27 protein-coding genes, 1 other RNA gene and 1 pseudogene are annotated in these 23,107 nt (G+C 69.8%); 16 read left to right on the top strand and 13 right to left on the bottom strand.

Annotation, left to right across the window (positions count from 1 at the left end; translation table 11 throughout):
• Positions 1 to 266, top strand: a pseudogene (locus B2U11_RS04505) (leucyl aminopeptidase family protein); the annotation flags it as partial.
• On the opposite strand, the gene B2U11_RS04500 reads toward B2U11_RS04505, so the two are convergent.
• Positions 254 to 739, bottom strand: coding sequence for a hypothetical protein (locus B2U11_RS04500; protein WP_292070232.1), 486 nt, complete (start codon positions 737 to 739; stop codon positions 254 to 256). The pseudogene B2U11_RS04505 and the gene B2U11_RS04500 sit on opposite strands and share 13 nt — an antisense overlap.
• 181 nt (positions 740 to 920) lie before the next feature.
• Here B2U11_RS04500 and B2U11_RS04495 point away from each other — a divergent pair, with 181 nt between their 5' ends.
• Positions 921 to 1,712, top strand: coding sequence for a C40 family peptidase (locus B2U11_RS04495; protein ID WP_292070231.1), 792 nt, complete (start codon positions 921 to 923; stop codon positions 1,710 to 1,712).
• Positions 1,713 to 1,794: 82 nt separating this feature from the next.
• Here the strand turns inward: B2U11_RS04495 and B2U11_RS04490 are convergent, their stop codons facing one another.
• Complete coding sequence (locus tag B2U11_RS04490) at positions 1,795 to 2,514, bottom strand: c-type cytochrome (protein WP_292070229.1); 720 nt, start codon at positions 2,512 to 2,514, stop codon at positions 1,795 to 1,797.
• A 133-nt stretch (positions 2,515 to 2,647) separates the two neighbouring features.
• Between B2U11_RS04490 and B2U11_RS04485 the strand changes: the two genes are divergently transcribed.
• Complete coding sequence (locus B2U11_RS04485; protein ID WP_292070228.1) at positions 2,648 to 3,370, top strand: 3-deoxy-manno-octulosonate cytidylyltransferase; 723 nt, start codon at positions 2,648 to 2,650, stop codon at positions 3,368 to 3,370.
• A 143-nt stretch (positions 3,371 to 3,513) separates the two neighbouring features.
• On the opposite strand, the gene nudC is transcribed toward B2U11_RS04485, so the two are convergent.
• Positions 3,514 to 4,431 carry an NAD(+) diphosphatase gene (gene nudC, locus B2U11_RS04480; RefSeq protein WP_292070226.1) on the bottom strand — a complete coding sequence of 306 codons (918 nt, stop codon included), beginning with the start codon at positions 4,429 to 4,431 and terminating at the stop codon, positions 3,514 to 3,516.
• A gap of 50 nt (positions 4,432 to 4,481) precedes the next feature.
• Between nudC and ffs the strand changes: the two genes are divergently transcribed.
• Positions 4,482 to 4,577: signal recognition particle sRNA small type (gene ffs, locus B2U11_RS04475), an RNA gene on the top strand.
• Between the two features lie 12 nt (positions 4,578 to 4,589).
• Here ffs and B2U11_RS04470 read toward each other — a convergent pair.
• Positions 4,590 to 5,135, bottom strand: a complete 546-nt coding sequence (locus B2U11_RS04470) for a lipocalin family protein (RefSeq protein ID WP_292070225.1) — start codon at positions 5,133 to 5,135, stop codon at positions 4,590 to 4,592.
• A 134-nt stretch (positions 5,136 to 5,269) separates the two neighbouring features.
• On the opposite strand from B2U11_RS04470, the gene B2U11_RS04465 reads away from it, so the two are divergent.
• The 4 genes from B2U11_RS04465 to B2U11_RS04450 all read left to right on the top strand — a co-directional run bounded on the left by B2U11_RS04465 (position 5,270) and on the right by B2U11_RS04450 (position 8,468).
• Complete coding sequence (locus tag B2U11_RS04465) at positions 5,270 to 6,202, top strand: ABC transporter ATP-binding protein (RefSeq protein ID WP_292070223.1); 933 nt, start codon at positions 5,270 to 5,272, stop codon at positions 6,200 to 6,202.
• Positions 6,199 to 6,966 carry an ABC transporter permease gene (locus B2U11_RS04460; protein WP_292070222.1) on the top strand — a complete coding sequence of 256 codons (768 nt, stop codon included), beginning with the start codon at positions 6,199 to 6,201 and terminating at the stop codon, positions 6,964 to 6,966. The genes B2U11_RS04465 and B2U11_RS04460 overlap by 4 nt, the downstream gene beginning before the upstream one ends.
• A gap of 40 nt (positions 6,967 to 7,006) precedes the next feature.
• On the top strand, positions 7,007 to 8,056 hold the full coding sequence (locus B2U11_RS04455; RefSeq protein ID WP_292070221.1) for a hypothetical protein: 1,050 nt from the start codon (positions 7,007 to 7,009) through the stop codon (positions 8,054 to 8,056).
• Positions 8,057 to 8,150: 94 nt separating this feature from the next.
• Positions 8,151 to 8,468: a CsbD family protein gene (locus B2U11_RS04450; protein ID WP_292070219.1), complete on the top strand. Its 318-nt coding sequence runs from the start codon at positions 8,151 to 8,153 to the stop codon at positions 8,466 to 8,468.
• Between the two features lie 40 nt (positions 8,469 to 8,508).
• Here B2U11_RS04450 and thrC read toward each other — a convergent pair whose 3' ends face one another.
• A complete protein-coding gene (gene thrC, locus B2U11_RS04445; protein ID WP_292070217.1) occupies positions 8,509 to 9,900 on the bottom strand; it encodes a threonine synthase in 1,392 nt (463 codons plus the stop codon).
• Between the two features lie 162 nt (positions 9,901 to 10,062).
• On the opposite strand from thrC, the gene B2U11_RS04440 reads away from it, so the two are divergent.
• Positions 10,063 to 11,025 (top strand): retropepsin-like aspartic protease, encoded by a 963-nt coding sequence (locus B2U11_RS04440; protein ID WP_292070216.1) that lies wholly within the window; start codon positions 10,063 to 10,065, stop codon positions 11,023 to 11,025.
• Here the strand turns inward: B2U11_RS04440 and ypfJ are convergent.
• Together ypfJ and B2U11_RS04430 are read right to left on the bottom strand one after the other, a co-directional pair.
• On the bottom strand, positions 11,012 to 11,863 hold the full coding sequence (ypfJ, locus tag B2U11_RS04435) for a KPN_02809 family neutral zinc metallopeptidase (protein WP_292070214.1): 852 nt from the start codon (positions 11,861 to 11,863) through the stop codon (positions 11,012 to 11,014). The two genes, B2U11_RS04440 and ypfJ, sit on opposite strands and share 14 nt — an antisense overlap.
• A gap of 60 nt (positions 11,864 to 11,923) precedes the next feature.
• On the bottom strand, positions 11,924 to 12,313 hold the full coding sequence (locus B2U11_RS04430; protein WP_292070212.1) for a hypothetical protein: 390 nt from the start codon (positions 12,311 to 12,313) through the stop codon (positions 11,924 to 11,926).
• Positions 12,314 to 12,419: 106 nt separating this feature from the next.
• On the opposite strand from B2U11_RS04430, the gene B2U11_RS04425 reads away from it, so the two are divergent.
• Positions 12,420 to 13,013 (top strand): type 1 glutamine amidotransferase domain-containing protein, encoded by a 594-nt coding sequence (locus tag B2U11_RS04425; RefSeq protein ID WP_292070211.1) that lies wholly within the window; start codon positions 12,420 to 12,422, stop codon positions 13,011 to 13,013.
• 3 nt (positions 13,014 to 13,016) lie between these two features.
• Here B2U11_RS04425 and B2U11_RS04420 read toward each other — a convergent pair whose 3' ends face one another.
• A complete protein-coding gene (locus B2U11_RS04420; RefSeq protein ID WP_292070210.1) occupies positions 13,017 to 13,667 on the bottom strand; it encodes a class I SAM-dependent methyltransferase in 651 nt (216 codons plus the stop codon).
• Between the two features lie 129 nt (positions 13,668 to 13,796).
• On the opposite strand from B2U11_RS04420, the gene B2U11_RS04415 reads away from it, so the two are divergent.
• Genes B2U11_RS04415 through B2U11_RS04405 form a run of 3 tightly spaced genes read left to right on the top strand, consistent with a single transcriptional unit; the run spans position 13,797 to position 15,374 of the window.
• Positions 13,797 to 14,204, top strand: coding sequence for a hypothetical protein (locus tag B2U11_RS04415; protein WP_292070208.1), 408 nt, complete (start codon positions 13,797 to 13,799; stop codon positions 14,202 to 14,204).
• The gene (locus tag B2U11_RS04410) at positions 14,204 to 14,401 is read left to right on the top strand and encodes a helix-turn-helix transcriptional regulator (protein WP_287898158.1); all 198 of its coding nucleotides are present in this window, start codon (positions 14,204 to 14,206) and stop codon (positions 14,399 to 14,401) included. Before B2U11_RS04415 ends, B2U11_RS04410 begins: the two co-directional genes overlap by 1 nt.
• Before the next feature lie 37 nt (positions 14,402 to 14,438).
• Positions 14,439 to 15,374 carry an alpha/beta fold hydrolase gene (locus B2U11_RS04405; protein ID WP_292070206.1) on the top strand — a complete coding sequence of 312 codons (936 nt, stop codon included), beginning with the start codon at positions 14,439 to 14,441 and terminating at the stop codon, positions 15,372 to 15,374.
• On the opposite strand, the gene B2U11_RS04400 is transcribed toward B2U11_RS04405, so the two are convergent.
• The 5 genes from B2U11_RS04400 to B2U11_RS04380 all read right to left on the bottom strand — a co-directional run bounded on the left by B2U11_RS04400 (position 15,371) and on the right by B2U11_RS04380 (position 19,097).
• Positions 15,371 to 16,192, bottom strand: a complete 822-nt coding sequence (locus B2U11_RS04400; RefSeq protein WP_292070205.1) for a DUF3298 domain-containing protein — start codon at positions 16,190 to 16,192, stop codon at positions 15,371 to 15,373. The two genes, B2U11_RS04405 and B2U11_RS04400, sit on opposite strands and share 4 nt — an antisense overlap.
• 11 nt (positions 16,193 to 16,203) lie before the next feature.
• Positions 16,204 to 17,235: a UbiA family prenyltransferase gene (locus tag B2U11_RS04395; protein WP_292070203.1), complete on the bottom strand. Its 1,032-nt coding sequence runs from the start codon at positions 17,233 to 17,235 to the stop codon at positions 16,204 to 16,206.
• Between the two features lie 130 nt (positions 17,236 to 17,365).
• A complete protein-coding gene (locus B2U11_RS04390) occupies positions 17,366 to 18,145 on the bottom strand; it encodes a GIN domain-containing protein (RefSeq protein WP_292070202.1) in 780 nt (259 codons plus the stop codon).
• Positions 18,142 to 18,735: a DUF1700 domain-containing protein gene (locus tag B2U11_RS04385; RefSeq protein ID WP_292070201.1), complete on the bottom strand. Its 594-nt coding sequence runs from the start codon at positions 18,733 to 18,735 to the stop codon at positions 18,142 to 18,144. The genes B2U11_RS04390 and B2U11_RS04385 overlap by 4 nt, the downstream gene beginning before the upstream one ends.
• The gene (locus B2U11_RS04380; protein ID WP_292070200.1) at positions 18,732 to 19,097 is read right to left on the bottom strand and encodes a PadR family transcriptional regulator; all 366 of its coding nucleotides are present in this window, start codon (positions 19,095 to 19,097) and stop codon (positions 18,732 to 18,734) included. The genes B2U11_RS04385 and B2U11_RS04380 overlap by 4 nt, the downstream gene beginning before the upstream one ends.
• A 239-nt stretch (positions 19,098 to 19,336) precedes the next feature.
• Here B2U11_RS04380 and coxB point away from each other — a divergent pair, with 239 nt between their 5' ends.
• The 3 genes from coxB (at position 19,337) to cyoE (ending at position 23,106) form a co-directional block, all read left to right on the top strand.
• Complete coding sequence (gene coxB, locus B2U11_RS04375; RefSeq protein WP_292070199.1) at positions 19,337 to 20,380, top strand: cytochrome c oxidase subunit II; 1,044 nt, start codon at positions 19,337 to 19,339, stop codon at positions 20,378 to 20,380.
• Positions 20,381 to 20,401: 21 nt separating this feature from the next.
• On the top strand, positions 20,402 to 22,054 hold the full coding sequence (gene ctaD, locus B2U11_RS04370) for a cytochrome c oxidase subunit I (RefSeq protein WP_292070198.1): 1,653 nt from the start codon (positions 20,402 to 20,404) through the stop codon (positions 22,052 to 22,054).
• An 86-nt stretch (positions 22,055 to 22,140) separates the two neighbouring features.
• Positions 22,141 to 23,106: a heme o synthase gene (cyoE, locus tag B2U11_RS04365; RefSeq protein WP_292070197.1), complete on the top strand. Its 966-nt coding sequence runs from the start codon at positions 22,141 to 22,143 to the stop codon at positions 23,104 to 23,106.
• The last annotated feature ends 1 nt before the right edge of the window (position 23,107 follow it).

The raw sequence follows: 23,107 nt of genomic DNA, 5'->3' as shown, positions 1-23,107 counted from the left end.
TGTGGCGGATGCCGCTGTGGCCCGGCTACCGGCCCGCGCTGGAGGCCGAGATCGCCGATCTACGCAACGATCCGGCCGGCTGGGCCCAGGCGGGATCGGTCACCGCCGCCCTATTCCTGCAGAAGTTCGCGCCCGAGACCGGCGCCTGGGCGCACATGGACATCTTCGCCTGGAACCCCCGCGCCCGGCCCGGCTTTCCCGAAGGCGGAGAGGCCCAGGCGCTACGGGCCTGCTACGCCCTGCTGAAGGCGCGTTACGCCGGTTGAGGCCAGGCGAACATCCCCGCCGGCGCGGCGTCGTCGCATCCAGGCCGGGGCGGGCGCGGCCGCCGCGGACGTCGTGCGCGGGCCGTCATGGCGGTCCCGACTCGGCGGGCGACGCCCACGGCGGGACGCGTCATGGCTTTCGTCTGTCGGGCGACGGCGCGCCAAGTCGAAGCCGCCCTCAGGCTGATGGCCAGGACCATCAGGTCGAACACCACCGTCACGTCGAACATCATCGCCCAGGCGGTCAGTTCGGGCGCCGCCATCGAGAACAGGCGCAGACCCTCCGCCTCGAACACCGTCAACGCCGCCAGACCCATCAGGCCTACGAAAGCGATTCCCCAAACCTGTCGGCGTGACACGCGGCCCAGGTGTCGGGCCGACGCATCGATCAGCCAGCGTCTCAGCTCGCGCCCCGCAGGCCCCTTATCGAAGACCGTCAGACCCACCACGATCAGCAGGATGGAAAGCAGCACGGGCGGGCTCCCTGGCGTGACGACAGACGCCTTCGACATGGGCGGCCAAGGCCCCGCTTCAAGCGCGAATGACGGATCGAGAACGCGGTTCGGTTGATTTTCCACGGAAAAGCGACGCCTGTTAACGGCCCATTCGCCTTGGGCGCCTAGGGTCAGGGCCTCAATCGATGCGAGCCCACGTTTGACCGACGTCCTCGACCTGATCCCGCCCGGCGCGCTTCTGGCGCGTCCCGACCTCGCCGAGCAGGCGTTGGAAGGACTGGTGCGCGCGCAGGCCTATCGCGCGGTCGAGCCCATGCATTGCCGCGTCGCCGTCGCCGACCTGTCGTCCGACGCCGACGCCCGAATCGACCAGTTGCTGTTCGGCGAGGCCTTCGACGTGCTGGAGCGTCGCGACGGGCGCGCCTGGGGCCGGTCGCGACGCGACGGCGTGGTCGGCTGGGTGGTGCTGGACAACCTGGCCGCGGGCGCGCCTCTGCCGACGCGCCGGGTCGCCTCGGTCGACGCCGCCCTGCCGCTGAACGCCCTCGTGGCCGCGGACGCCGCGGGCGTGGCCGACGCCGTGCTGGAGCCCATCGGCGCCTTCGAGACCGATCCCGCCGCCGTGGCCGAGCGACTGCTGGGCCGGCCGCACGCCCTGGGCGCACGCTCCTCGATCGAGACCGACTGCTCGGGCCTGGTGCAGCAAGCCTTGCTGGCCTGCGGGCGAGCGGGGCCGCGCCGGTCGCACGACCAGGCGGAACTGGGCTGCGGCGTGGAGGCGGCGGTCGCCCGTCGCGGCGACATCGTGGTCTGGCTGGCGCCGCCGGGCGGCGACCACGACTGGACCGGCCATTCGGCCCTGATGGTCGATGCGGAACGCGTGATCCATTCGACCGGCGCACGCGGGGGCGTCGTGGTCGAGCCGCTGGCCGAGGTCGAGGCGCGGCTGGTCGCCGAGGGTTTCGCCTCCGCCCTGTTCCGCCGGATCTGATCGTTCAGACATGAAAAAAAAGGGGCGGCTCGTGGAGCCGCCCTTTTCGATTCTCCCAAGCCGGTCTTCCGACCGGGCCGGATCAGTGGTTCGGCGGCGCGGCGCTGGTCGCGGCGGGCGGAGCCGCCGGGGTTTCCTGCGTCGTGGCCGGGGCGCCGACAGCCGGGGTTTCACCCGTCGCCTCGGTGGCGGCGGCGCCTTCCGCGGCCGGAGCCTCGGCGCCTTCGGCCGGGGCGGCGGCGCCCGGCTGACGCGCGGGGTCCGGCGCCGGAATGGCGAAGCCGCTGGACCCTTGCGTCCGCAGCCAGGCGATCAGGTTGATGCGCGTCTGCTCATCGCGAATGCCGGCGAAGGACATCTTGGTGCCCGGCACATAGCGGGCCGGAGCGGTGATGAACTCGCTGATCTGGTCATAGCCCCAGGTCGGCGCCTCGGCCTTGTGCTTGGTCATGGCGTCCGAATAGGCGAAGCCGGCGCGGTGCTCGACCGGGCCGCCCACCACGCCCCACAGATTCGGGCCGATCTTGTCAGCGCCGCCCTGGTGTGCGTCGTGACAGGCCTGGCAGCGCGCGAAGGCGGCCTCGCCGGCGGCCAGGTCGGCGGCCGGAAGCGCCGTGCCCCAGTCGATCGGCAACGGCGCGGCCTCGCCGGCGGCCTCTTCCGGCGCATCGACGAAATAGCCCATCTTTTCAGGCGGTTCGGAATGATAGACAGCCCCGGACACCTGCTGGACGACCAGGATGACGAAAGCCGTCCCCAGACCCGCGCCGAAAATCTTGTTCCACTTCAGATCGCCGCTCATGCGCGTGGTCGCATCCCTCTCCGGAATCCGGGCCCCTGGCGTACACCCCCCGGACATAATCTTGCGTGGGCGTCTCTGGCACGGTAGCGCGGCCTTCGCAACCGGCCCGAACCTCTATGCGACAGGGAAGTCGATGAATCCTCTGATAATGATACCCGCTCGCATGGGGGCGACCCGCCTGCCGAACAAGCCGCTGGCCGACATCGGCGGCGTTCCGATGATCGTGCGGGCCTATCGCCAGGCCGAGGCCTCGGGCCTGCCGGTCGCGGTCGCGGCCGGCGACCCCGAGATCGTCGAGGCCATCGAGGCCATCGAGGGCCGCGCCATCCTGACCGACCCGGCCTTGCCCAGCGGTTCGGACCGCATCCGCGCCGCGGTCGACGCCATCGACCCCGAAGGCGACTTCGACGCGGTCATCAACGTCCAGGGCGACATGCCCTTCGCCGATCCGGGCCTGGCCACGGCCTGCGCGGCCATCCTGCACGGAGAGCCGGGCTGCGACATCGCCACCCTGGTCGCGCCCGAACTGGACGCCTCGGACCGCGCCAATCCCGACGTGGTCAAGGCGGTGCTGGCCCTGGCCGAGAGCGAACGCCAGGGCCGCGCCCTCTATTTCACCCGCTCGACCCTCTATGGCGATGGGCCGATCTGGCGCCACATCGGCGTCTATGGCTATCGCCGCGAGGCGCTGAACCGCTTTTGCGCCGCGCCGCCGTCGCCGCTGGAGCGCCGCGAGAAGCTGGAGCAGCTACGCGCTCTGGAGATGGGGATGCAGATTTGGGCCCGCGTGATCGACGCCGCGCCGCTGTCGGTCGACAACCCCGACGACCTGGAAGCCGCACGGGCGCTGGCGTGAGTAATTCTCCCTCCCCTTCATGGGGAGGGACGGCGAGGCGGAGCCGAGCCCGGGTGGGGAAGTGTGAAGCGCGCTTGGCCCGTTCGAGCCCCACCCGGCTTCGCCTTTGGCTCAGCCACCCTCCCCATGAAGGGGAGGGAGATTCATTCCTCCGCCCAGGCCTTGATCAGGCTGTGGGCGATGGCGAAGGGAAAGGGCGCGTGGATCGTCGGGTGGGCGCCCGCCAGGACCGCGCGGGCCTCGGCGCGGGTCAGCCAGTCGACGGCTTCCAGCTCGGTCTGGTCGGGGCGGGCCTGATCGTCCGACACCGTGGCGATCAGGCCGATCATCAGCTGGGACGTAAAGGGCCAGGGTTGGCTGGAGTGATAGCGGACGTCGGTCACCGTCAGGCCGGCCTCCTCCTTCACCTCGCGGGCGCAGGCCTCCTCGATCGATTCGCCGGGCTCCAGGAAACCGGCCAGGGCCGACATCCGCCCCTGGGGCCATGCGGCCTGACGGCCCAGCAGGCAGCGCGGCTCGTCGCCGCCCTCGAACACCGGCAGCATGATGACCACCGGATCGACGCGCGGGAAATGCTCGGTTCCGCAGGCCGGGCAGCGGCGCTTCCAGCCCCCGGCGGCGGTGTTCGTCATCGTGCCGCAGGCGGCGCAGAAGCCGTGGCGGCGGCGCCAGTCGAACAGACTTTTGGCCGCGCCCGCCATCGCTGCGTCGGCGGCGGGCAGGAGGGCGGCGGCGGCGCGCATCTCATGGAATTCGCCCAGGCCCCGCACCGGCCCCCCGGCCGGGTCGATGGAGCCCTCGAACTCCACCGCGAACACCGGCGCCTCATTCCACAGACCCAGGAACAGGTCGCGGTCGCGCACCATGTCGCGGGCGTGCTCCAGCGACAGCCAGGCCAGACGCGGGCCGTCGGGCGTTTCCTCGATCAGCGGCCGGCCTTCCCACAGGATCATGGCCTGGGCCTCGGGGTTCGTCTCCTGCGCTTCAAGCCATTCGGGATCGTTGCGAAGGTCTCCGGCGCGGTCCAGGGGATTGCCGGCGAAGGTGTTGCGGATGGCCATGCGTGACTTCTAGCGCTTGATTCCGGCGCCCGCACCCGCCATATCCCGTCTCGGAGATCGTGCGGGCGAAGGCTTCGCCAACCTGGTCAGGGCCGGAAGGCAGCAGCCACAACGAATTCCCCTTCGGGTCGTGCGATCTCCACCCCTTCCCCTCATCGTCATCGCGCCGGCTGCGCCGGAAATTCCAGCCGGCTGACGTCGTAGCCCAGCGCGCGGGCGCGCTCGGTCAGGGCGCGGATCTGCGCCTCGCTGGGGACCTCGCGGGTGTAGATGAACAGCCGCTCGAACGTCGGGTCGGCCGAGATGAACCAACTGTAGTCGTCGGCCCGGTCCAGGATCCAGTAGTCCCAGGTGACGAAGCCGGCCAGGTAGCGAACGCGCAGCTTGGCGTTCGTTCCGGGGTCCAGGATTTCACCTCGTCCGCCGATGGCCTTCTCGCGACCCGACGGCGTCCCGACCTGGCAGGTGTCGCGCACGTCGATGCGGGTGTCGCTGACGGGGGTGTAGATCGACGCGCCGGCGACGCAGCCGTCGGTCAGTCGGTCGGGCAGGCGGGCGACCTCGTGCCAGCGCCCCGACCAGAGGCGCGAGATTTCGACCGGCTTGGCCGGCTGGGGCGCGCGGTATTCGGATGGGGAGGGGGCGGTGACGCAGCCGCCCAGAATTGCGGCGGCTGTCGCGGCGACGAATATCCTGGCGGTCATGGGCTCGGCTCCGGTCCTGTACGATGCTCTGATACGGTCGCACGCACGAACTGGACCCCCGCCCCTTGAGACGGCGGAAAGGTGCGCCATATTGCCGCCATACGGGGCGCCGCCTCCGCAATTCGGGAGGCGTGATGCCGGTCATCCAAATCGAAGGCCTGACCAAGACCTACAAGTCCGGGCTTCAGGCGCTGAAACGCGTCGACCTGACCATCGACAAGGGCGAAATCTTCGCCCTGCTGGGCCCGAACGGGGCGGGCAAGACCACCCTGATCTCCATCGTCTGCGGCATCGTCACGCCCACGACGGGGACGGTGGTCGCCGACGGCCACGACATCCAGGGCGACTTCCGCGCCGCGCGCAGCAAGATCGGCCTGGTGCCGCAGGAGCTGACGACGGACGCCTTCGAGACGGTGCTGGCCACCGTCACCTTCAGCCGGGGCCTGTTCGGCAAGGCGCCGAACCCGGCCTTCATCGAGGGGGTGCTGAAGGACCTGTCTCTGTGGGACAAGCGCGACGCCAAGATCATGACCCTGTCGGGCGGCATGAAGCGGCGGGTGATGATCGCCAAGGCCCTGAGCCACGAGCCGGACATCCTGTTCCTGGACGAGCCGACGGCCGGCGTGGACGTCGAACTGCGCCGCGACATGTGGGCGATGGTGCGGAAACTGCGCGAACGCGGCGTCACCATCATCTTGACCACCCACTACATCGAGGAGGCCGAGGAGATGGCCGACCGGGTGGGCGTGATCCTGAAAGGCGAGCTGATCCTGGTCGAGGAGAAGACCGCCCTGATGAAGAAGCTGGGCAAGAAGACCCTGACGCTGAACCTGATCGAGCCGCTTGCCAGCGTGCCCGCCGACCTGTCCGATTGGGACCTGACGCTGAAGAACGAGGGCGGGGAGCTGGAATACAGTTTCGACGCCAACGCCGAGGACACCGGCGTGCCGTCGCTGATCCGCCGTCTTGAGCGGCTGGAGATCGGCTTCAAGGACCTGAACACCCGCCAGAGCTCGCTGGAAGACATCTTCGTCAGCCTGGTCCACCAGAACGGAGCCGCCGCATGACCTTCAACGGATACGGCGTCTGGGCCATCTATCGCTTCGAGATGGCGCGCGCCCTGCGCACGGTCTGGCAGAGCATCGTCACGCCGGTCATCACCACGGCCCTGTATTTCGTCGTCTTCGGCGGCGCCATCGGCAGCCGGATGCAAGAGGTGGGCGGCGTGCCCTACGGCGCCTTCATCGTGCCGGGCCTGATCATGCTGAGCCTCTTCACCCAGTCGATCTTCAACGCCTCGTTCGGCATCTACTTCCCCAAGTTCACCGGGACCATCTACGAAATCCTGTCCGCGCCGGTGTCGTCGCTGGAGATCGTGCTGGCCTATGTGGGGGCGGCGGCGACCAAGTCGGCGGTGCTGGGGCTGATCATTCTGGCCACGGCGGCCTTCTTCGTGCCGCTGCAGATCCTGCATCCGTTCTGGATGATGGCCTTTCTGATCCTGATCTCCGTGACCTTCAGCCTGTTCGGCTTCATCATCGGCGTGTGGGCGAACGGCTTCGAGCAGCTGCAGATGATCCCGATGCTGATCGTCACGCCGCTGACCTTCCTGGGCGGCGCCTTCTATTCCATCGACATGCTGCCCGACGGCTGGCGGGCGGTGACGCTGTTCAATCCGGTGGTCTATCTGATCTCGGGCTTCCGCTGGGCCTTCTACGGCCAGGGGGACGTCGCGATCGGGATCAGCGTGGCGGCGACGCTGGGCTTCTTCGTCGTCTGCCTGGCCATCGTCATGTGGATGTTCAAGACGGGCTATCGCCTGAAAAACTGACCGTCACGAAACCGGCCAGATCGCGAGCCATTTCCCCCTCATGTCCGACGACAAGACGACCCCGACCCCCGCGCCCGGCGCCGCCCCGGCGAACGCGCCGACCGATCGCGACGCGCCCTTCGCCCGCAAGGCCATCACCTGGGGACGCATGCCCCAGACGACCTTCCATGTCGGGCCGGTGCCCGTCGCGCCCGATCCGCTGGCGCGGATCAAGGTCCCGCCCCGTCCGCAGGGCCAATCGCTGGGCCAATCACTGGGGCAGGCGCAAGGTCAGGCCCGGCCGTCGCCGCGCCCGGCCCCGTCCGGCGCCAGCATCCTTTCGGGCTCGCTGATCCCCCAGGCGCGTCCGCAGCCGACGCCGCCGGTTCCGACCGCGCCTTCGAATGCGGAACCGAAGGCCCCGGCCGCCTCGCCTCAGCCCGATCTCGTCGTCCGCCCCCTGCCGGGCGCCGAGCCGGAACTCCTCGCGCCCCGGGATCAGGCCGCGCCGCCCCCGCGCCTCGCCGAAGCGCCGTCCGCGGCCGCGCCGGCGGCGGTCGTCCCCGCGCCCGCCGCTTCGCCCAATCCCGTCCTCGCCCGCGCCGGCACACGCAAGGCCTCGCGCCTGCCGCTCTATTTCGGCGCCGGGATCGCGGCGATCCTGGTGATCGGCGGCGGCCTTTGGTTCGCGCTGCGGCCTGACGCCGCCGGGCCTGACGCCGCCCCGCCGGTCGCGCCGGGGCCGACGCCTGCCGTCGCCCCGCTCGACGCCGCCCCGGTGGCTCAGGCTGCGGCCGTGGCGACCCCGGCCGCTGCGCCGGCTGCGGAGACCCCGCCCGCCCCGACGTCCGCCCCGCCCACGGCGGCCTCTCGCGCGGTCGAGGACGCCGCGCCGCGCCGCGCCCCGGCCCCCTCCGCTCCGACCCCGGCTGCCTCCGTGCAAAGGTCGCCCGCGTCCGTCGAGACCGCGCCGGTCGAGGCCCCGCCGCCCGAGATCGAGACGGCGCCGCTCGTCGTGGTGACGCCGCCGACGCCCGCGCCGACCGCCGCGCGCCCGACCCAGACCGATCCGAGCGCGCCGGTCGTCACCCGGCCGCAGCCCCTGGACTGAGACGGCCGGTCGCGGGAACCGACGACGCCGGACCGCGCTTCCCTGTCAGGCGACGCTTCGTGGCGGCGCCCTCCCCGAGGAAGAGGTTTTCGAGATGACCGATCAATTCGCCAACGGCGCCGCATCGCAGGCGCAGGGCAAGGCGCAAAAGGGTCTGGGCAAGCTGGTCGGCGACCAGAAGCTCCAGGTCGAAGGCGCCTATAACGACGCCAAGGGCAAGTCGCTGGAGCAGTTCGGCAAGGCGATGGACGCCGTCGACCGCCTGGTCGAGAAGGCGCCGGCCGACTATCGTCCCAAGGCGCGCGAAGTGGCCGCCGCCGCCCGCCAGAAGCCCCTGCTGACCACCCTGTCGGTCGCGGGCGTGGGCCTGCTGCTGGCCGGTCTGGCCTCGCGCGGAATGCGTCGCCGCTAACCCGTTCAAACGTACTCCCTCCCTGAGGGGAGGGAGACGCCTACGGACGTGCTGTGAAGGCCGTCACAGCGGCCAGGGCGGCCTCCATCGTCGATTCGACCGTCGTCATCCGCTCGGCCTGATCGCCCAGGGCGGCGACGACGGGCGCGGGCTCGGGCGCGAAGCCCAGCACGTCGCCGACAAAATCGCCGAACTTAGACGGGTGCGCGGTCGACAGGGCGACGACCGGCCCCTGGCTCCGGTCCTGCCGCCGCGCCGCCGCCAAGGCCACGGCCGTGTGCGGACAGACCACCCGGCCCCAATCCTCATGGGCGCGCGCGATCTCGGCGCGGGTCTCGGTCTCGTCGATGGAGACGGCCGACACCGCCGCCCGCAGGGCCGCCAGCAGATCGGGCTCGAAGGCCACGGCGCCGTCCCTTGCGAAGGTTTCGAACAACGACCGGGTGCGCGCGGCGTCGCGGCCGGTCGACTCGAACACCAACCGTTCGAAGTTTGACGGAGCCTGCACGTCCATCGATACGCTGGCGCTCTCGACCGCCGGGCGGCGCGAATAGACGCCGTCGTTGATGGCGCGGGCCAGGGCGTCGTTCTGGTTCACGGCGGCGACGAAGCCGTGGGCGGCAAGGCCCATCCGGCGCGCTGCGATCCCGGCGAAGGCGTCGCCGAAGTTGCCGGTCGGCACCACGAAGGTCGCCGGGCCGCCCAGTTGCGCGGTCGCCGAGACGTAATAGGGGATCTGGCCGGCCAGCCGGGCCCAGTTGATCGAATTGACGGACGACAGCCGTCCGCGTTCGCGCAGGGTCTCCTCGGCCAACAGACCCTTCACCAGGCGCTGGCAATCGTCGAAGTCGCCGCGCACGGCCAGGTTCAGCACATTGTCGGCCTCGACCGTGGTCATCTGCTTGCGCTGGACCGGCGAAACGCGGCCAAGGGGGTGCAGCACCACCAGATCCACCGATCGCGCCCCCGCGAAGGCCCGAACCGCCGCGGCCCCGGTATCGCCCGAGGTCGCCGTCAGGATCGTCAGACGTTCGCCGGAGGCGGCCAGGGCCTCGTCCGTCAGCGCCGCGACCAGCTGCATGGCCAGGTCCTTGAACGCCGCCGTCGGCCCGTGAAACAGCTCCAGCACGAAAAGGCCGGGCTCCAGCTCGACCAGGGGCGTCACCGCCGGATGGTCGAACCCGGCCGTCAGCCGGTCAAGGGCTCGTTCCAGCGCGCCCGCGGGCAGGGCGTCGCCGATGAAGGGGGACACCGCGTCCAAGGCGATGGTCTTGTAATCCGTCGAGCGCGAGGCCTCGGGCGACAGGGCGGGCCAGGCGCACGGCATGTAGAGGCCGCCGTCGGGGGCGATGCCGCGCAGCAGGGCGTCGGAGAAGTCGGTTTCCGGGGCCTGACCCCGGGTCGAGACGTAACGGGCGCTGGAGGTGCTCATGACGGGGTTCGTAGCCATGACGGCGCCGGCCGTCATCCCGTTTCTGGATGATTTTTTCAAGTCGGGCGTTCAGCGACGCTGTCAGGCGCACGGTTGTTGCGGCGAGGCCTTGCGACCTCGGCGACGCTGGCGATCCGGCGCGGGACGGTCCATGTCAGGGGCATGAGACGCCGCGACCTTCTGATCCGCCTGGGCCTTGTCGGCGCCGCCGCCGGCGGGGCCTGGTGGTTTCGCGACTATGTGTTGTGGCGAGAGCCGGAAATCGTCCTGCCTGACGCGGGCGACACCGGATGGCTGCCCTACGCCGAGCCGCGCGTGACCACACCCACCGTGGCGGCGACGGTGAATGGAACGCCGGTCCGCGCGCTGATCGATTCCGGAGCGCAGTATTCGGTGATCGACCGGGGACTGTTCCAGACGCTGGGCCTGACCGATGTGTTCCGCCTACCGATGGTGGCCTATGGCGTCGGCGGCGACGCCCAGGTCGGGCGCGGCGTGACGCTGGACGTCGGCGTGGGCGGCCTGGCGTTGAGGGGACTGCGCGCGGCGATCCTGGGGCTGGGGCCGCTGGCGGGGCCGCAGGGCCTGGCCGCGCCGCTGATCTTGGGTCAGGACGTGCTGCGTCACCTGGTGCTTGATCTGGATGCGCCCGAGCGGCGGCTTCGCTTCTGGGGGCGCGATGGATGGACCCCGCCGGCCGAACTCAGGCCCATCGCCGTCACCCGCAACGGCCGTGCGCTTCAGGCCGCGATCACGATCGAGGGGGCGGAGGTGCAGGCGGTGGTCGACACCGGCGCCTCTGCGACCCTGGCCGTCACGCGCGAGACGGCCCGCGCCACCGGCCTTCTGGACGGCCGCGACAGCCGCCCCGGCCAGAGCATCGTCCTGGGCGGGGTGGTGCGCGCCGATACGGTGGTGGCGCGCACCCTGACCATCGGCGACGATCTGCACCGCGACGCCGAAGTGGCGATCTACGACGATGTCGCCGCGCCGGGCTTTCCCAAGGCCTTGATCGGCATGGAGGCCTTCGCCGGGCGGCGCCTGGTGCTGGACCTGGGCGGGCCGCGCCTGTTCGCCTCGCGCGCCCTGGATATTGCTGTAGGCGGCCCGATCAGGCCCCGCTGAAGGTGTCGCAAGCGGCGGGATCGCCGGACTGATAGCCGCGCTGCAGCCACTGGACCCGCTGGGCCGACGAGCCGTGGGTGAAGCTTTCGGGCGAGACGCGACGGCCCGCGCCGCTCTGCAGGGCGTCATCGCCGATGGCCTGGGCGGTCTTCATCCCCGCCTCGAAATCGCCGGGCTCCAGCGCCACCGCGCCGTTCGACGCGGCCGAGGCGTTGGCGGCCCAGACGCCAGCGTAGCAATCAGCCTGAAGCTCAAGCGCGACGGAATACTGGTTGGCCTCGGCCTCGCCGCGCGCCCGCTGCTGGGCCTGGCGCACCTGGTCGGACGTGCCCGTCAGGGTCTGGACGTGGTGGCCGAACTCGTGGGCGATGACATAGGCCTTGGCGAAGTCGGCGTCGGATCCGCCCAGACGGTCCAACTCCTGCCAGAAGCCCAGGTCCAGATAGACGGTGCGGTCCGTCGGGCAATAGAACGGCCCCATCGCCGCCTGGCCGTAACCGCAGCCCGTCGGGGTGCCCTGTTCGTAGATCACGACCTTGGGCTGCTGATACCCACGCAGTCGCCCGGTCCAGACGTCGTTGATGTTGCCGCCGATGACGTCGACGAAACGCCCGGCCTGGTCCTCGGGCGTGCCGATCTGACCCTGCTGCTCCTGCGCGCCGACGCCGCCGAACTGGCTGGCTAACTGGGTCGTGGTCGACGGGTCGATGCCGAAAACCAGATAGCCGATGATGGCCAGGACCCCGACGCCGATCCCGCCGCCGGCGATGGCCCCGCCGCCCATTCCGCGCCGATCCTCGACCCCGCCGCCGCCGGTTCTTCCGCCTTGCCACCGCATGTCCGCGCCTCCGTTTCACGCCAAGCTAGGCCGGAACGCGGGGAGAGGGGAAGGGATGCGTCAGTTCTGACGGTCCAGCCACGCGTCGATCTGGCCGACGCCCTGGGCGGTGCGGGCGCGCCGTTCGGCGGCCCCTTGGCGCAGCGCCCGCTCCTGCTCGGGCGAGTAGAGCGGTCGCGACGCGGGCGCCGGGGCGTCGATCCGCTGGCGCGCGGCCTCTATCCGCTGGCGTTCGATGCGGGCCTCCAGCGTCTGCTGGCGGGCCAGGGCGGCGTTGGCCTGGGCCTGGTTGCGCAGCCGCTCGGTTTCATAGCGGTGCTGATCCGCGATGGCCGCCGGCGCTCCGCCGGGATAGGCGGCGTAGGGCGGCTGGCTCTGCCGCCATGTTTGGGCCGCGGCCGGAGCGGCGACAGAGACGATCAGGCCGGTCAGGATCAGAGCGATCTTCATGGAAGGGATATGGGCGCGGCGCCGTTTTCCGCCAAGCGGAGCCGCAACCGCCGCCCTGCCCGGGGGTTCATCAGCCCTCAATCCCCAAACGAATGGAGCAGATCCCATGGCCCAGTCCCTGTCCGGAAAGACCGTCGCCGTCCTGGCCACCGACGGCGTCGAACTCGTCGAACTCAACGAACCGGTCAAGGCGCTCCAGGACGCCGGGGCCGTAGTGGAGATCGTCTCGCTGAAGGCCGGCGACTTCCAGGGCTTCAACCACCTGACGCCGGGCGACAAGGTCACGGCGGACAAGGCCGTGGCCGGGGTCGACGCCTCGGCCTATTCGGCGCTGATGCTGCCGGGCGGCGTCGCCAATCCCGACCAGCTGCGGGCGAACGAGGACGCGGTGAAGTTCGTGCGCGCCTTCTTCGACGCCGGAAAGCCGGTCGCCGCCATCTGCCATGCGCCCTGGCTGCTGATCGAGGCGGGCGTGGTCGAGGGACGCACCCTGACCGGCTATCCCAGCATCCGCACCGACCTGCGCAACGCCGGCGCCACCGTGGTGGACGAGGAGGTTGTGGTCGACGACGGCCTGGTCACCAGCCGCAATCCCGACGACATCCCCGCCTTCAACGCCAAGATGATCGAGGAATTCGCCGAGGGCCGTCATCGCGGCCAGGCCGAAAAGAGCGACCAGGCCCGGCCCGCGGCGCACTGACGCTCAGGGCATGGCCCAGACGGAGGACCGCTTGATCTCCTGGTCCTCCAGCTCCCGCGTCGTGGGCACCCGGTATTCCGCCAGGAAGTCCAGCCCTTCGCGCGGGAAATAGGTGCGGCCGGGATCGCCGATCAACACGCGTACACCCCGGCCGCGCGCCTGGCCCAGCCAGGCCAGCACCGCCTCGGTCATCGGCTTTTCATAGCAGATGTCGCCCGCGCAGATGACGTCGACGTCGGGGGGCGGCGTCGACAGCATGTCCCGGCCCTCGAAATCCAGCTTCACACCGTTCGACGCGGCGTTGGCGGCGACGGCGGCCTGGCAGAAGGGGTCGATGTCGGCGCACAGGCATGACGCCGCGCCGGCCTTCATCGCCGCGACCCCGACCAGGCCCGAGCCGGCGGCGAAGTCCAGCACGCGTCGCCCAGCGACCTCCTGCGGATGATCCAGAAGCCAGCGCGCCAGCGCCTGGCCGCCCGCCCAGGCGAAGGCCCAGAACGGCGGCGGCAGGCCCATCTCGCCCAGTTCCTCTTCCGTCAGCCGCCACAGGGGTGTGATCTCGTCCGCCAGCCACAGCGAGATTTCCGGCGCATGAGGCACGGGCTGCAGGCGGGTGTTCTCGCGGATGAAGGCGGCGGGATCGGCGATGGCCATCCACCCGCTTTAAGCCCTTGCGCCCGTCTGGTGAAGGGTGGATCGGTGTTGAGACGACCTGACAAAAAGTCAGGTTGACATGACATTCTGACAGTGTAAGGTGCGCCTTACAAACACGGAGACAACGCCATGCTGGCCCTTTGGAAGTCAGGAACCGCCGCGCATCGCCGCTACGTCACGCGCACCTTCGCCTTCATGGTGCCGTATATGGCTATCTGCGTCGCCATGATGACCACCGACGCCTTCGATGAGGTGATGAACAGGCCTGCGGGCTGGGTGCTGGCGGCGGCGGTGGCCGCGCCCGTCATCGGCCAGATATGGGCCACTCTAACGCTGATGCGCGAAAGCGACGAGTTCGTGCGCGCCGTCACCGCCAAACAGTTCATCCTGGCCGCGGGCGGGGCCATGGCCATCGCCGTCTTCTGGGGCTTCGGCGAAAGCTTCGCCGGGGCGCCGCATCTGCCCGCCTGGCTGGTCTATCCGCTGTTCTGGGCGATCTATGGCGTGCTCGCGCCCTTCATCCGGGCGTCCAACTGATGAAGAACCGCCTCAAGCTGCTGCGTGTCGAGCGCGGCTGGACGCAGGAGCAGCTGGGCCAGGCCCTGGGCGTGTCCCGCCAGGCGGTGATCGCCCTGGAGACCGAGCGGCACGACCCCTCGCTGGACCTGGCCTATCGCATCGCGGCGACCTTCGACCGGCCGGTCGAGGACATCTTCGAGAATCCGCACGCCTGACGGCGCGCCCTCAACCTATTCATTAAGGAGACATCCGATGTTCAACGCCTTCTTCAAGGCGCGCCCGCGCCTGCGCGCCGCCCTGTTCGGCCTGGCGATCTGCGCCCCTTCCCTCGCGGTCGGCGTCAGCGCCGCCCTGGCGCAGGACGCCGCCCCCGCCTCCGCCGCCTTCGTTTCAGACCGGCTGTCGGTCGAGGTGGAGGGCCAGGGCCCCGACGTGATCCTGATCCCCGGCTTCGGCTCGTCGCGCGAGGTGTGGCGGGCGACGGCGGATCGTCTGAAGGCGACGCACCGCGTCCATCTGGTCCAGCTGGCCGGCTTCGCGGGCGAGCCGTGGAGCCATGGCGACGGCCCCTTCGTCCAGCCGGTCGTCGATGAACTGGACCGCTATGTCCGCGAGCAGGGCCTGGAGCGGCCCGCGGTGGTCGGGCATTCGATGGGCGCCCTGGTCGGGCTGCAGCTGGCCCAGCAGCATCCCCAAGCGGTCGGCCGGCTGATGAGCGTGGACAGCCTGCCCTTCTTCGGCGCCCTTCGCGGCCCGCAGGTGACGGTCGAGGCGATGCGGCCGGCGGCGGAACAGACCGTCAGCGCCATCCTGGTCCTGTCGGACGACGCCTTCCGCGCCGCCCAAGTCGGCAGCGCTCAGGGCATGACCCGGGATCCAGCCCTGCGCGAACGGCTCGTCGACTGGACCACCGGCTCGGATCGGCACGCCATGGGGGCGGCCATGCGCGATGTCCTTCTGACGGACGCCCGGCCCGGCCTTGCGACCATGCGCCTGCCGGTCACGGTGCTGTACGCCGCGGACGCCGACGGCGGCGCGTCGGCGGCCCAAGCCGATCAGGCCTGGACCAGTCAGTACGAACCGCTGCCGGGGGTGAAGCTGGTCCGCATCGACGGCAGCCGTCACTTCATCATGGCGGATCAGCCCCAGCGGTTCGCCGAGGTCTTGGACGCCTTCCTGGCCGACTAGCCGGCCTTGGGCGTCACGTCGCCGGACTTGACGGGCGCGCCGCCGAACTGGTCGGCATAGGCGGGGTTCAGCAGGGCGCGGAAGGCGTCCTGCGGCACCGTCACCCAGTAGTAGCCGTCCGAATAGGGGCCGATCTGATAGGCGCCGATCAGGAAGGTCGCGCCGCCCGCCTGTCCCGGCGTCTGTCCGGGTGCCAGGATGAAGGGCGTGGCCACCGCCTTGGGGCAGGTCCACATCTTGCCGTCCAGGGTGGCGCGCTCCGATCCCGGCGAGCGGGCCTGCTTGGCGGCGTTGGCGGCGTCGCACAGGGCCTTGTCCAGCACGGACAGGTCCGCGCCGGGGCGGAACAGGTCGGCGAAGCCCAGCCGCTTCTTCTGCGCCTTGTCCCACAGCACGGCCGAGAAGCTGGTGTTGGGATGGGCGCCGCCCGTGAACTCGAAATCGGTGCGCGCCAGGCTGAACAGCCGCGCCGTCTCGCCGCCCGGCGCATAGGCGATCGACTTCTCATAGGGGTTGGGGCCGCCGCCGGCCTCGCTCAGGTCGGCCTGCGCGCCTTCCTCGAACTGCTTCAGGTCGCGCACCGCCGCCGCATAGATGGGGGCGTGCAGGTCCGGCTGGCCCTTCACCGCCGCCGGCAGGGTCAGCTTGACGCTGGCGTACTGGGTCTTGTCGTCGAAGGCCATCGGCGCGCCCGCCGTCGCCGGGGGCGTGGCGGCGGGCGCCGGGGGCGCATCGGCCTTGTCCTCGCGTCGCTGGCAGGCCGCCAGGCTGGCGGCCACCGCAGCGGTCAGGAACAGGGTGCGGACGGGGAGGGTCATGCGAAACTCCTTCATGACAGGCCGACAAAACCGAGGGCGACGGCGCCGAGCAGGATCAGCCCGGCCTCGCGATTTGACTTGAACAGACGCAACGCCAGCGCCGGGTCGTCGCGGTCGATCCGGCGAACCTGCAGCGCCAGATGGCCGGCGTAGGCCAGCGCGCCCAGGGCGAACATCGGCCCCAGTCCGGCCGCCGCGCCCGCCAGGGCGGCGAAGGCCACGGCCAGGCCGTAGAAGACGGCGACGCCCGGTCGGACCGCCGACGCCAGCCGCCGCGCCGAGGATTTCACCCCGACCATGGCGTCGTCCTCGATGTCCTGCAGGGCGTAGATGGTGTCGTAGCCCAGGGTCCAGAACACCCCCCCGATCCACAGCAGCACGGCGGGGGCGTAAGCCTGCCCGGCCAGCGCCACGGCATGGTCGCTGTCAGCGGGCGGCGACCACAGGAAGGGGCGGAACTCGCCGGCCATCTCGGGGGGCAGCAGGGCCGCGGCGGCCAGGGGCAGGGCGGCGGCGAACCCCATCAGGGCGCCCCAGTTGAAGGTCATGCCCAGCCAGGCCTGGGGCCACCAGGTGATCCTCTTCATGAACGGATAGGCCGCGACCAGGGCCAGGGAGCCGACGCCGAGCACTATGGCGATTACGGGAAGGGTCAGCAGGATCAGCAGGCTGATCAGGCTGCAGCCGACGACGAAGGCCCAGGCCTGTTTGACGCTGATGCGCCCGGACGGGATCGGGCGCTGGGCGGTGCGGGCGACCCGGGCGTCGAAGTCCCGGTCGACGATGTCGTTGAAGGCGCAGCCCGCCGCCCGCATCAGGCAGGCGCCGATCGCGAAGCCGACGAACAGCCAAAGATGATACAGGCCGGGCGGCTGGCGATACTGGGCCAGGGCCAGGGCGATCCCCTGCCAGCCCGGCAGCAGCAGCAGCCATATGCCGATCGGCCGGTCGAACCGCCCCAGCTTCAGCCACGGCTTCAGTCCCTCCGGCGCGTGCCGGTCGACCCAGTTGGCGCCGGCGTCGGGAAGGGGGGCGAAGGTCATGGCCGATGACTTAGCCGGAATGGACGAGGGGGTGAAGGCGTGGCCGCCCTGACGCGCCCTGGCTGCACTCACAAGCGCGTTCCTCCCCATGGTCGAGCCACGGGGAGGGCGCAGGGGGGCAGAGGCGGCCTCAGTCCTGATAGACGTCGCCGGAGCCGGCGATGTCGGTGGTCAGCTTGGACGGACGGTCGGTCAGGGCCACGTCGCCCGAGCCGGAAATGCTGACGGCGGTCTCGCCGGTCGGGGCGATGCGGGCGTCGCCGGAGCCGGACAGGTCGACCTTGGCGGTTCCGGTCGCCAAATCCTCCAGGTCGGCGTCGCCCGAGCCGGAGATGTCCAGATCCAGGGCGTCGGTGCGCCCAGAGGCCTGGACCTTGGCCGAACCGGCGATGTCGATGGCCAGGGCGGGGCGGTCGTATCCGGTGATGGACAGTTCGCCCGAGCCGTTGACCTCGAAGCGATCCACGTCCGGCGCTGTGACGACCACGCGCAGTTCGTCGCTCTCGGAGCGCCCGTTCACGCCGTGACGATTCCAGGTGACGATGGCGCTTTCCTGGCCGTCAGCCAGGAACAGCCGGCCGTTCTCCAGACGCACCCGATCAGCGACGCCCTTGGGGCCGGTGATCACGACGCTGGCCGCGTCGCCCTGGACATAGTCGACGTCGATGGCGGATTCGACGCGCAGGGCGCGCCCGCCGTCCCAGGCCAGGGTCCGGGTCACGGTCGGACCCAGGTCGGCGTCGTCGCCGCGCACCCGTTCGATGCGGACGCTTTCGCCGTTATCGTTGCGGATGGTCCAGGCCCAGCCGTGGCGCTGCAGATCGGAGCCGCCCAGGGCCACCGCCCCGCCCAGGGCCGCGACGCAGAGCACCAGGGCGGCGCCGGCGATGATGAACAGGGTGCGGATCATGCCGAGGCTCCCATGACCGGAGTGGAGGTTTCAGGTTGCAGGGCCGGCTTCAGCAGCCGGTAGTGCAGGCGGGCGAACCAGACCAGGCCGTTGACCAGCCAGACGGTCACGATGGTCAGCAGGGCGCCGATGAAGACCGCCCCGGCCATCAAACCCAATCCCATCAGGATCGCCGCCAGCGGGCCGCCGGGGAAGCCGGCGAAGGGTCCCGCGACCATCACCCCGCCGCCCACGAAGAACAGGGCGATGGCGGCGATGAAGAAGCCGAACAGCGTGCCCACCACGCCCATCAGGATGGGCAGCAGGATCAGGATGTCGATGGCCCCCAGACCCAGGACGGCGAAGACCGCGGCCGCGGCGGCCGAGGGGTTCTTCTCCTGGGCCCAGCGCTGGATGCCGGCTTCGGCCTTCAATTCGCGGGCCAGTCGGGCGGGGTCGCCCAGCGCGGCGGCCACCTCGGCCTCGGTGCGGCCGGCGGCCAGGCCGTCCTCGAAATGGGTCTCGTAGTCGGCGACGATGTCGTTGGCGGTCGTGGTCGGCAGGCCGACCAGGCCGTTCTTCAGACGGGCGATGAATTCCGCGCGCGTCATTGGGCTCCCTCCGGTTGATCTTGATGAGGCGGGGCGGCGTCGGGCGCGGCCACCACGGCGTCGACGGCGCGGGTGAACGCGGTCCATTCGTCGCTCTGGGCAGCCAGGGCCGCGCGTCCCGCGTCGGTCAGACGGTAGTATTTGCGCGACGGGCCGGACGAGGATTCGACCAGATAGGTCTCGACCAGACCGTCGCCCTGCATCCGGCGCATCAGCGGGTAGATGGTCCCTTCGCCCATGTCGATCGCGTCCGACAGGCGGCTGGCGATCTCGTAGGCGTAGCTGTCCGCCCGGTTCAGCAGGGCCAGGACGCACAGTCCCAGCACCCCCTTCTTCAGCTGTATCTCGATGGTTTCAGGCACCTCGATCTCTCCTGTGATGGAGATTGGATACGGCAAGGTATCTGGTGACGCAAGGTAGCTGTGAAAACATGACAGCGATTTAATCGTGGCCGCCGAACGGCGGGTTTGCGGCCGGGGAGGGTGTTGTTGCTTGGCAAGCCGAAAACGATCCGATAGGGACGCCACAGCGCCGGGCGTGGGAATCGCGCCAGCGTGATTACTTGCGATTCATTCGCAAGTGTCTGCTGCAAAACGGTTTTATGGGGACTTCTCTGATGGGGATGGGCACGGGAGCCCGAGGAACGCTCAAGGGCGCCGTCGCGACGGCCGTTCTTGGCGCCGGCCTGGCGATCTTTTCCGCCGCGCCGACCTGGGCGCAGGATCTGATGGGACAGCCGACGCCGGGGGGCATCGGGCTGCAACCGGCCGCTTCGCCGCTGAAGCACGACGCGCATTTCTTCCACGACGTGATCCTGCTGCCGATCATCGTGGCCATCACCCTGCTGGTGCTGGGCCTGCTGGTATGGATCGTCATCCGCTATAACAAGCGCAGCAATCCGACGCCCGCCCGGTGGAGCCACAACACCACCATCGAGATCATCTGGACGGTCGCGCCGGTGGTGATCCTGCTGTTCATCTCGCTGTTTTCGTTCCGCCTGCTGTTCGCCTATCACGACATGCCCGAGCCGGACGTGACGGTGAAGGTCACGGGCAACCAGTGGAACTGGGCCTATGAATATCCGGACCAGAGCGTCTCGGAATACATCTCCAACATGCTGCCGGAAGATGAGGCGAAGGCGCGCGGCGTTCCCTATCGCCTGGCCGCGGACGAGCCGATGGTCGTGCCGGTGGGCAAGACCGTCCGCCTGCTGATCACCGCCGCCGACGTCATCCACTCGGTCGGCCTGCCGGCCTTCGGCCTGAAGACCGACGCCATCCCCGGCAAGGTCAACGAGACCTGGTTCAAGGCCGAGCGCACCGGCGTCTTCTACGGCCAGTGCTCGGAGCTGTGCGGCGTCGACCACGCCTTCATGCCGATCCAGATCAACGTCGTGACCCAGGCCGAGTTCGAGCGCTGGGTCGCCTCCAAGGGCGGCTCCATGACCCCGCCGGCGGTCGCCGCCGCGGGCGGTTCGGCCGCCCAGGCGCAGGCCGGCACGACCGGCGCGCCGGTCGTGGGCCAGGCCACCACCGGCCCCGAAGCTGGCGGAACCTCGATCCCGACCGCCCAGACCGCCACGACCCCGACGGCCCCGGCCGTCGCCGCCCAACCCGCCCCGGCCGCCGCGCCGGCGGCTCAGTAATCGCGAGAGGCTGAGACGAGCATGGCCACCGCAGCCGCCGCCCACGACCACGACCACGGTCACAAGATGGGCTTCTTCACCCGCTGGTTCCTGTCCACCAACCACAAGGACATCGGCCTGCTGTACCTGGGCTTCGCGATCTTCGCGGGTCTGATCGGCGGCGCCCTGTCCGGCCTGATCCGCTGGGAGCTGGCCGAGCCGGGCATCCAGCTGTTCAAGGAAGGCACCATCATCCAGCAGCTGGGCCTCGTGGAGGCCTCCAAGCACGGCTACAACGTCACCGTCACCGCGCACGCCCTGATCATGGTGTTCTTCGTGGTCATGCCGGCGACGATGGGCGGCTTCGCCAACTATTTCGTGCCGATCATGATCGGAGCGCCGGACATGGCGTTCCCACGCATGAACAACATCTCCTTCTGGCTGCTGTTCTTCGCCTTTGTGCTGCTGTGCCTGTCGCTGTTCGTGGACGGCGGACCGGGACGCGGCTTCGGCGGTGGCTGGACGGCCTATCCGCCGCTGTCGACCACCGGCCACACCGGCCCGGCCTTCGACCTGGCCATCTTCTCGTTGCACGTGGCGGGCGCCAGCTCGATCCTGGGCGCGATCAACTTCATCACCACCATCTTCAACATGCGCGCGCCGGGCATGACCCTGCACCGCATGCCGCTGTTCGCCTGGGGCGTGTTGATCACCGCCTTCCTGCTGCTGCTGTCGCTGCCGGTCCTGGCGGGCGCCATCACCATGCTGCTGACCGACCGCAACTTCGGCACCAGCTTCTTCAATCCGGCCGGCGGCGGCGACCCGGTGATGTACCAGCACCTGTTCTGGTTCTTCGGCCACCCCGAAGTGTACATCATGATCCTGCCGGGCTTCGGCATCATCAGCCACATCGTCTCGACCTTCAGCCGCAAGCCGATCTTCGGCTATCTGGCGATGGCCTACGCCATGGTCGCCATCGGCTTCATCGGCTTCATCGTGTGGGCGCACCACATGTACACCGTGGGCATGAGCATCAATCTGCGCGCCTATTTCGTGGCCGCGACGATGATCATCGCGGTGCCGACGGGGGTGAAGATCTTCAGCTGGATCGCCACCATGTGGGGCGGCTCCATCACCTTCAAGACGCCGATGCTGTGGGCGATGGGCTTCATCTTCCTGTTCACCCTGGGCGGCGTCACCGGCGTGGTCCTGTCGAACGCCGGCATCGACTACAGCCTGCACGACACCTACTACGTGGTGGCCCACTTCCACTATGTGCTGTCGCTGGGCGCCATCTTCTCGATCTTCGCGGGCTTCTACTACTGGTTCGAGAAGATGTTCGGCGTGAAGTACAACGAGTTCCTGGGCCAGCTGCACTTCTGGATCATGTTCGTCGGCGTGAACGTGATCTTCTTCCCGCAGCACTTCCTGGGCCTGCAGGGGATGCCGCGTCGCTACATCGACTATCCCGAGGCCTACACCCTGTGGAACCACGTCTCCTCGGTCGGCTACGCCATCACCGTGGTGGGCGTGGTGGTCTTCCTGGTCATGCTGGCCGAGGCCGCCATCCGTCGCCGCAAGGGCGTGGCCAATCCGTGGGGCGAAGGCGCCACCACCCTGGAGTGGACCCTGTCCTCGCCCCCGCCGCAGCACCAGTTCAACGAGCTGCCGGTGGTCAAGGCCGAAGAGCACTGAGCCTCGGTCCCTGCTGAAAAAGAAGGCCGCCTCTTCCGACGAAGGGGCGGCCTTACGCTTTTGGGTATGCTAAGCCGCGCGCGACCATGACCGACGCCCAGACCCGCCCCGTCCTGTCCACCGCCCAGCCGGAAGACTATTTCCAGCTGCTGAAGCCGCGCGTCATGTCGCTGGTGGTGTTCACCGCGGCGACCGGTCTTGTGGTGGCGCCGGGCGCGGTCAATCCGCTGGTGGCGGCCATCGCCGTGCTGTGCATCGCCGTGGGCGCCGGCGCCGCAGGGGCGCTGAACATGGCGCTGGAGGGCGAGACCGACGCCCTGATGCGCCGCACCCGCGGCCGTCCCGTCGCGGCCGGCCGGGTCAGGAAGAACGAGGCCATGGCCTTCGGTGTAATCCTGAGTCTGTTCTCGGTCATGCTCTTGGGGATGAACGCCAACTGGCTGGCGGCCGGGCTGCTGGCCCTGACCATCGTCTATTACGCCGGCTTCTACACCCTGCTGCTGAAGCGGCGGACGCCCCAGAACATCGTCATCGGCGGGGCGGCGGGCGCCTTCCCTCCCGTGATCGGCTGGGCCGCCGCGACGGGCCAGGCGCCGTGGCAGGCGTGGCTGCTGTTCGCCATCATCTTCCTGTGGACCCCGCCCCACAGCTGGGCCCTGGCGCTGTATTCGGCCGGCGACTACGCCAAGGCCGGCATTCCGATGATGCCGGTGGTGCGCGGCGCCCGGTCCACCCGCCTTCAAATCCTGATCTACAGCCTGGTCTTCGTGCCCGTCGCCATCGCCCCGGCCGTGGTCGGCCTGGGCGGGCCCGTCTATCTGGTCGTATCGGTGCTGGGCGGCCTGGGCTTCCTGGGGCTGGCGCTGCGGCTCTATCGCTCGCGCGCGGGCGACGAGCCCGACAAGGCCGAGGCGGTGGGGCGCGAAGCCGCATTGTACGACGTGCGCGCCCAGGCCAAACCGGCCCGCGACCTGTTCGCCTTCTCCATCCTCTATCTGATGGCGCTGTTCGCCGCGCTGCTGGTCGAGGCCCTGTCCGGTATGGGAGCGTAAA

The sequence above is a fragment of the Brevundimonas sp. UBA7534 genome, from assembly GCF_002479325.1.
Taxonomy (GTDB): domain Bacteria; phylum Pseudomonadota; class Alphaproteobacteria; order Caulobacterales; family Caulobacteraceae; genus Brevundimonas.
This window is presented reverse-complemented; position numbering and strand designations above follow the sequence as displayed.

Excerpts from the sequence above, each read along its gene's own strand:
- B2U11_RS04470 (WP_292070225.1), bottom strand. The coding sequence starts at position 5,135 with ATGACCGCCAGGATATTCGTCGCCGCGACAGCCGCCGCAATTCTGGGC.
- coxB (WP_292070199.1), top strand. The coding sequence starts at position 19,337 with ATGGGGACTTCTCTGATGGGGATGGGCACGGGAGCCCGAGGAACGCTC.
- B2U11_RS04455 (WP_292070221.1), top strand. The coding sequence starts at position 7,007 with ATGTCCGACGACAAGACGACCCCGACCCCCGCGCCCGGCGCCGCCCCG.
- B2U11_RS04405 (WP_292070206.1), top strand. The coding sequence starts at position 14,439 with ATGTTCAACGCCTTCTTCAAGGCGCGCCCGCGCCTGCGCGCCGCCCTG.
- B2U11_RS04440 (WP_292070216.1), top strand. The coding sequence starts at position 10,063 with ATGAGACGCCGCGACCTTCTGATCCGCCTGGGCCTTGTCGGCGCCGCC.
- ypfJ (WP_292070214.1), bottom strand. The coding sequence starts at position 11,863 with ATGCGGTGGCAAGGCGGAAGAACCGGCGGCGGCGGGGTCGAGGATCGG.
- B2U11_RS04420 (WP_292070210.1), bottom strand. The coding sequence starts at position 13,667 with ATGGCCATCGCCGATCCCGCCGCCTTCATCCGCGAGAACACCCGCCTG.
- B2U11_RS04490 (WP_292070229.1), bottom strand. The coding sequence starts at position 2,514 with ATGAGCGGCGATCTGAAGTGGAACAAGATTTTCGGCGCGGGTCTGGGG.
- B2U11_RS04465 (WP_292070223.1), top strand. The coding sequence starts at position 5,270 with ATGCCGGTCATCCAAATCGAAGGCCTGACCAAGACCTACAAGTCCGGG.
- B2U11_RS04395 (WP_292070203.1), bottom strand. The coding sequence starts at position 17,235 with ATGACCTTCGCCCCCCTTCCCGACGCCGGCGCCAACTGGGTCGACCGG.
- B2U11_RS04425 (WP_292070211.1), top strand. The coding sequence starts at position 12,420 with ATGGCCCAGTCCCTGTCCGGAAAGACCGTCGCCGTCCTGGCCACCGAC.
- B2U11_RS04430 (WP_292070212.1), bottom strand. The coding sequence starts at position 12,313 with ATGAAGATCGCTCTGATCCTGACCGGCCTGATCGTCTCTGTCGCCGCT.
- B2U11_RS04450 (WP_292070219.1), top strand. The coding sequence starts at position 8,151 with ATGACCGATCAATTCGCCAACGGCGCCGCATCGCAGGCGCAGGGCAAG.
- B2U11_RS04415 (WP_292070208.1), top strand. The coding sequence starts at position 13,797 with ATGCTGGCCCTTTGGAAGTCAGGAACCGCCGCGCATCGCCGCTACGTC.
- B2U11_RS04485 (WP_292070228.1), top strand. The coding sequence starts at position 2,648 with ATGAATCCTCTGATAATGATACCCGCTCGCATGGGGGCGACCCGCCTG.
- nudC (WP_292070226.1), bottom strand. The coding sequence starts at position 4,431 with ATGGCCATCCGCAACACCTTCGCCGGCAATCCCCTGGACCGCGCCGGA.
- cyoE (WP_292070197.1), top strand. The coding sequence starts at position 22,141 with ATGACCGACGCCCAGACCCGCCCCGTCCTGTCCACCGCCCAGCCGGAA.
- ctaD (WP_292070198.1), top strand. The coding sequence starts at position 20,402 with ATGGCCACCGCAGCCGCCGCCCACGACCACGACCACGGTCACAAGATG.
- thrC (WP_292070217.1), bottom strand. The coding sequence starts at position 9,900 with ATGAGCACCTCCAGCGCCCGTTACGTCTCGACCCGGGGTCAGGCCCCG.
- B2U11_RS04460 (WP_292070222.1), top strand. The coding sequence starts at position 6,199 with ATGACCTTCAACGGATACGGCGTCTGGGCCATCTATCGCTTCGAGATG.
- B2U11_RS04400 (WP_292070205.1), bottom strand. The coding sequence starts at position 16,192 with ATGACCCTCCCCGTCCGCACCCTGTTCCTGACCGCTGCGGTGGCCGCC.
- B2U11_RS04390 (WP_292070202.1), bottom strand. The coding sequence starts at position 18,145 with ATGATCCGCACCCTGTTCATCATCGCCGGCGCCGCCCTGGTGCTCTGC.
- B2U11_RS04410 (WP_287898158.1), top strand. The coding sequence starts at position 14,204 with ATGAAGAACCGCCTCAAGCTGCTGCGTGTCGAGCGCGGCTGGACGCAG.
- B2U11_RS04385 (WP_292070201.1), bottom strand. The coding sequence starts at position 18,735 with ATGACGCGCGCGGAATTCATCGCCCGTCTGAAGAACGGCCTGGTCGGC.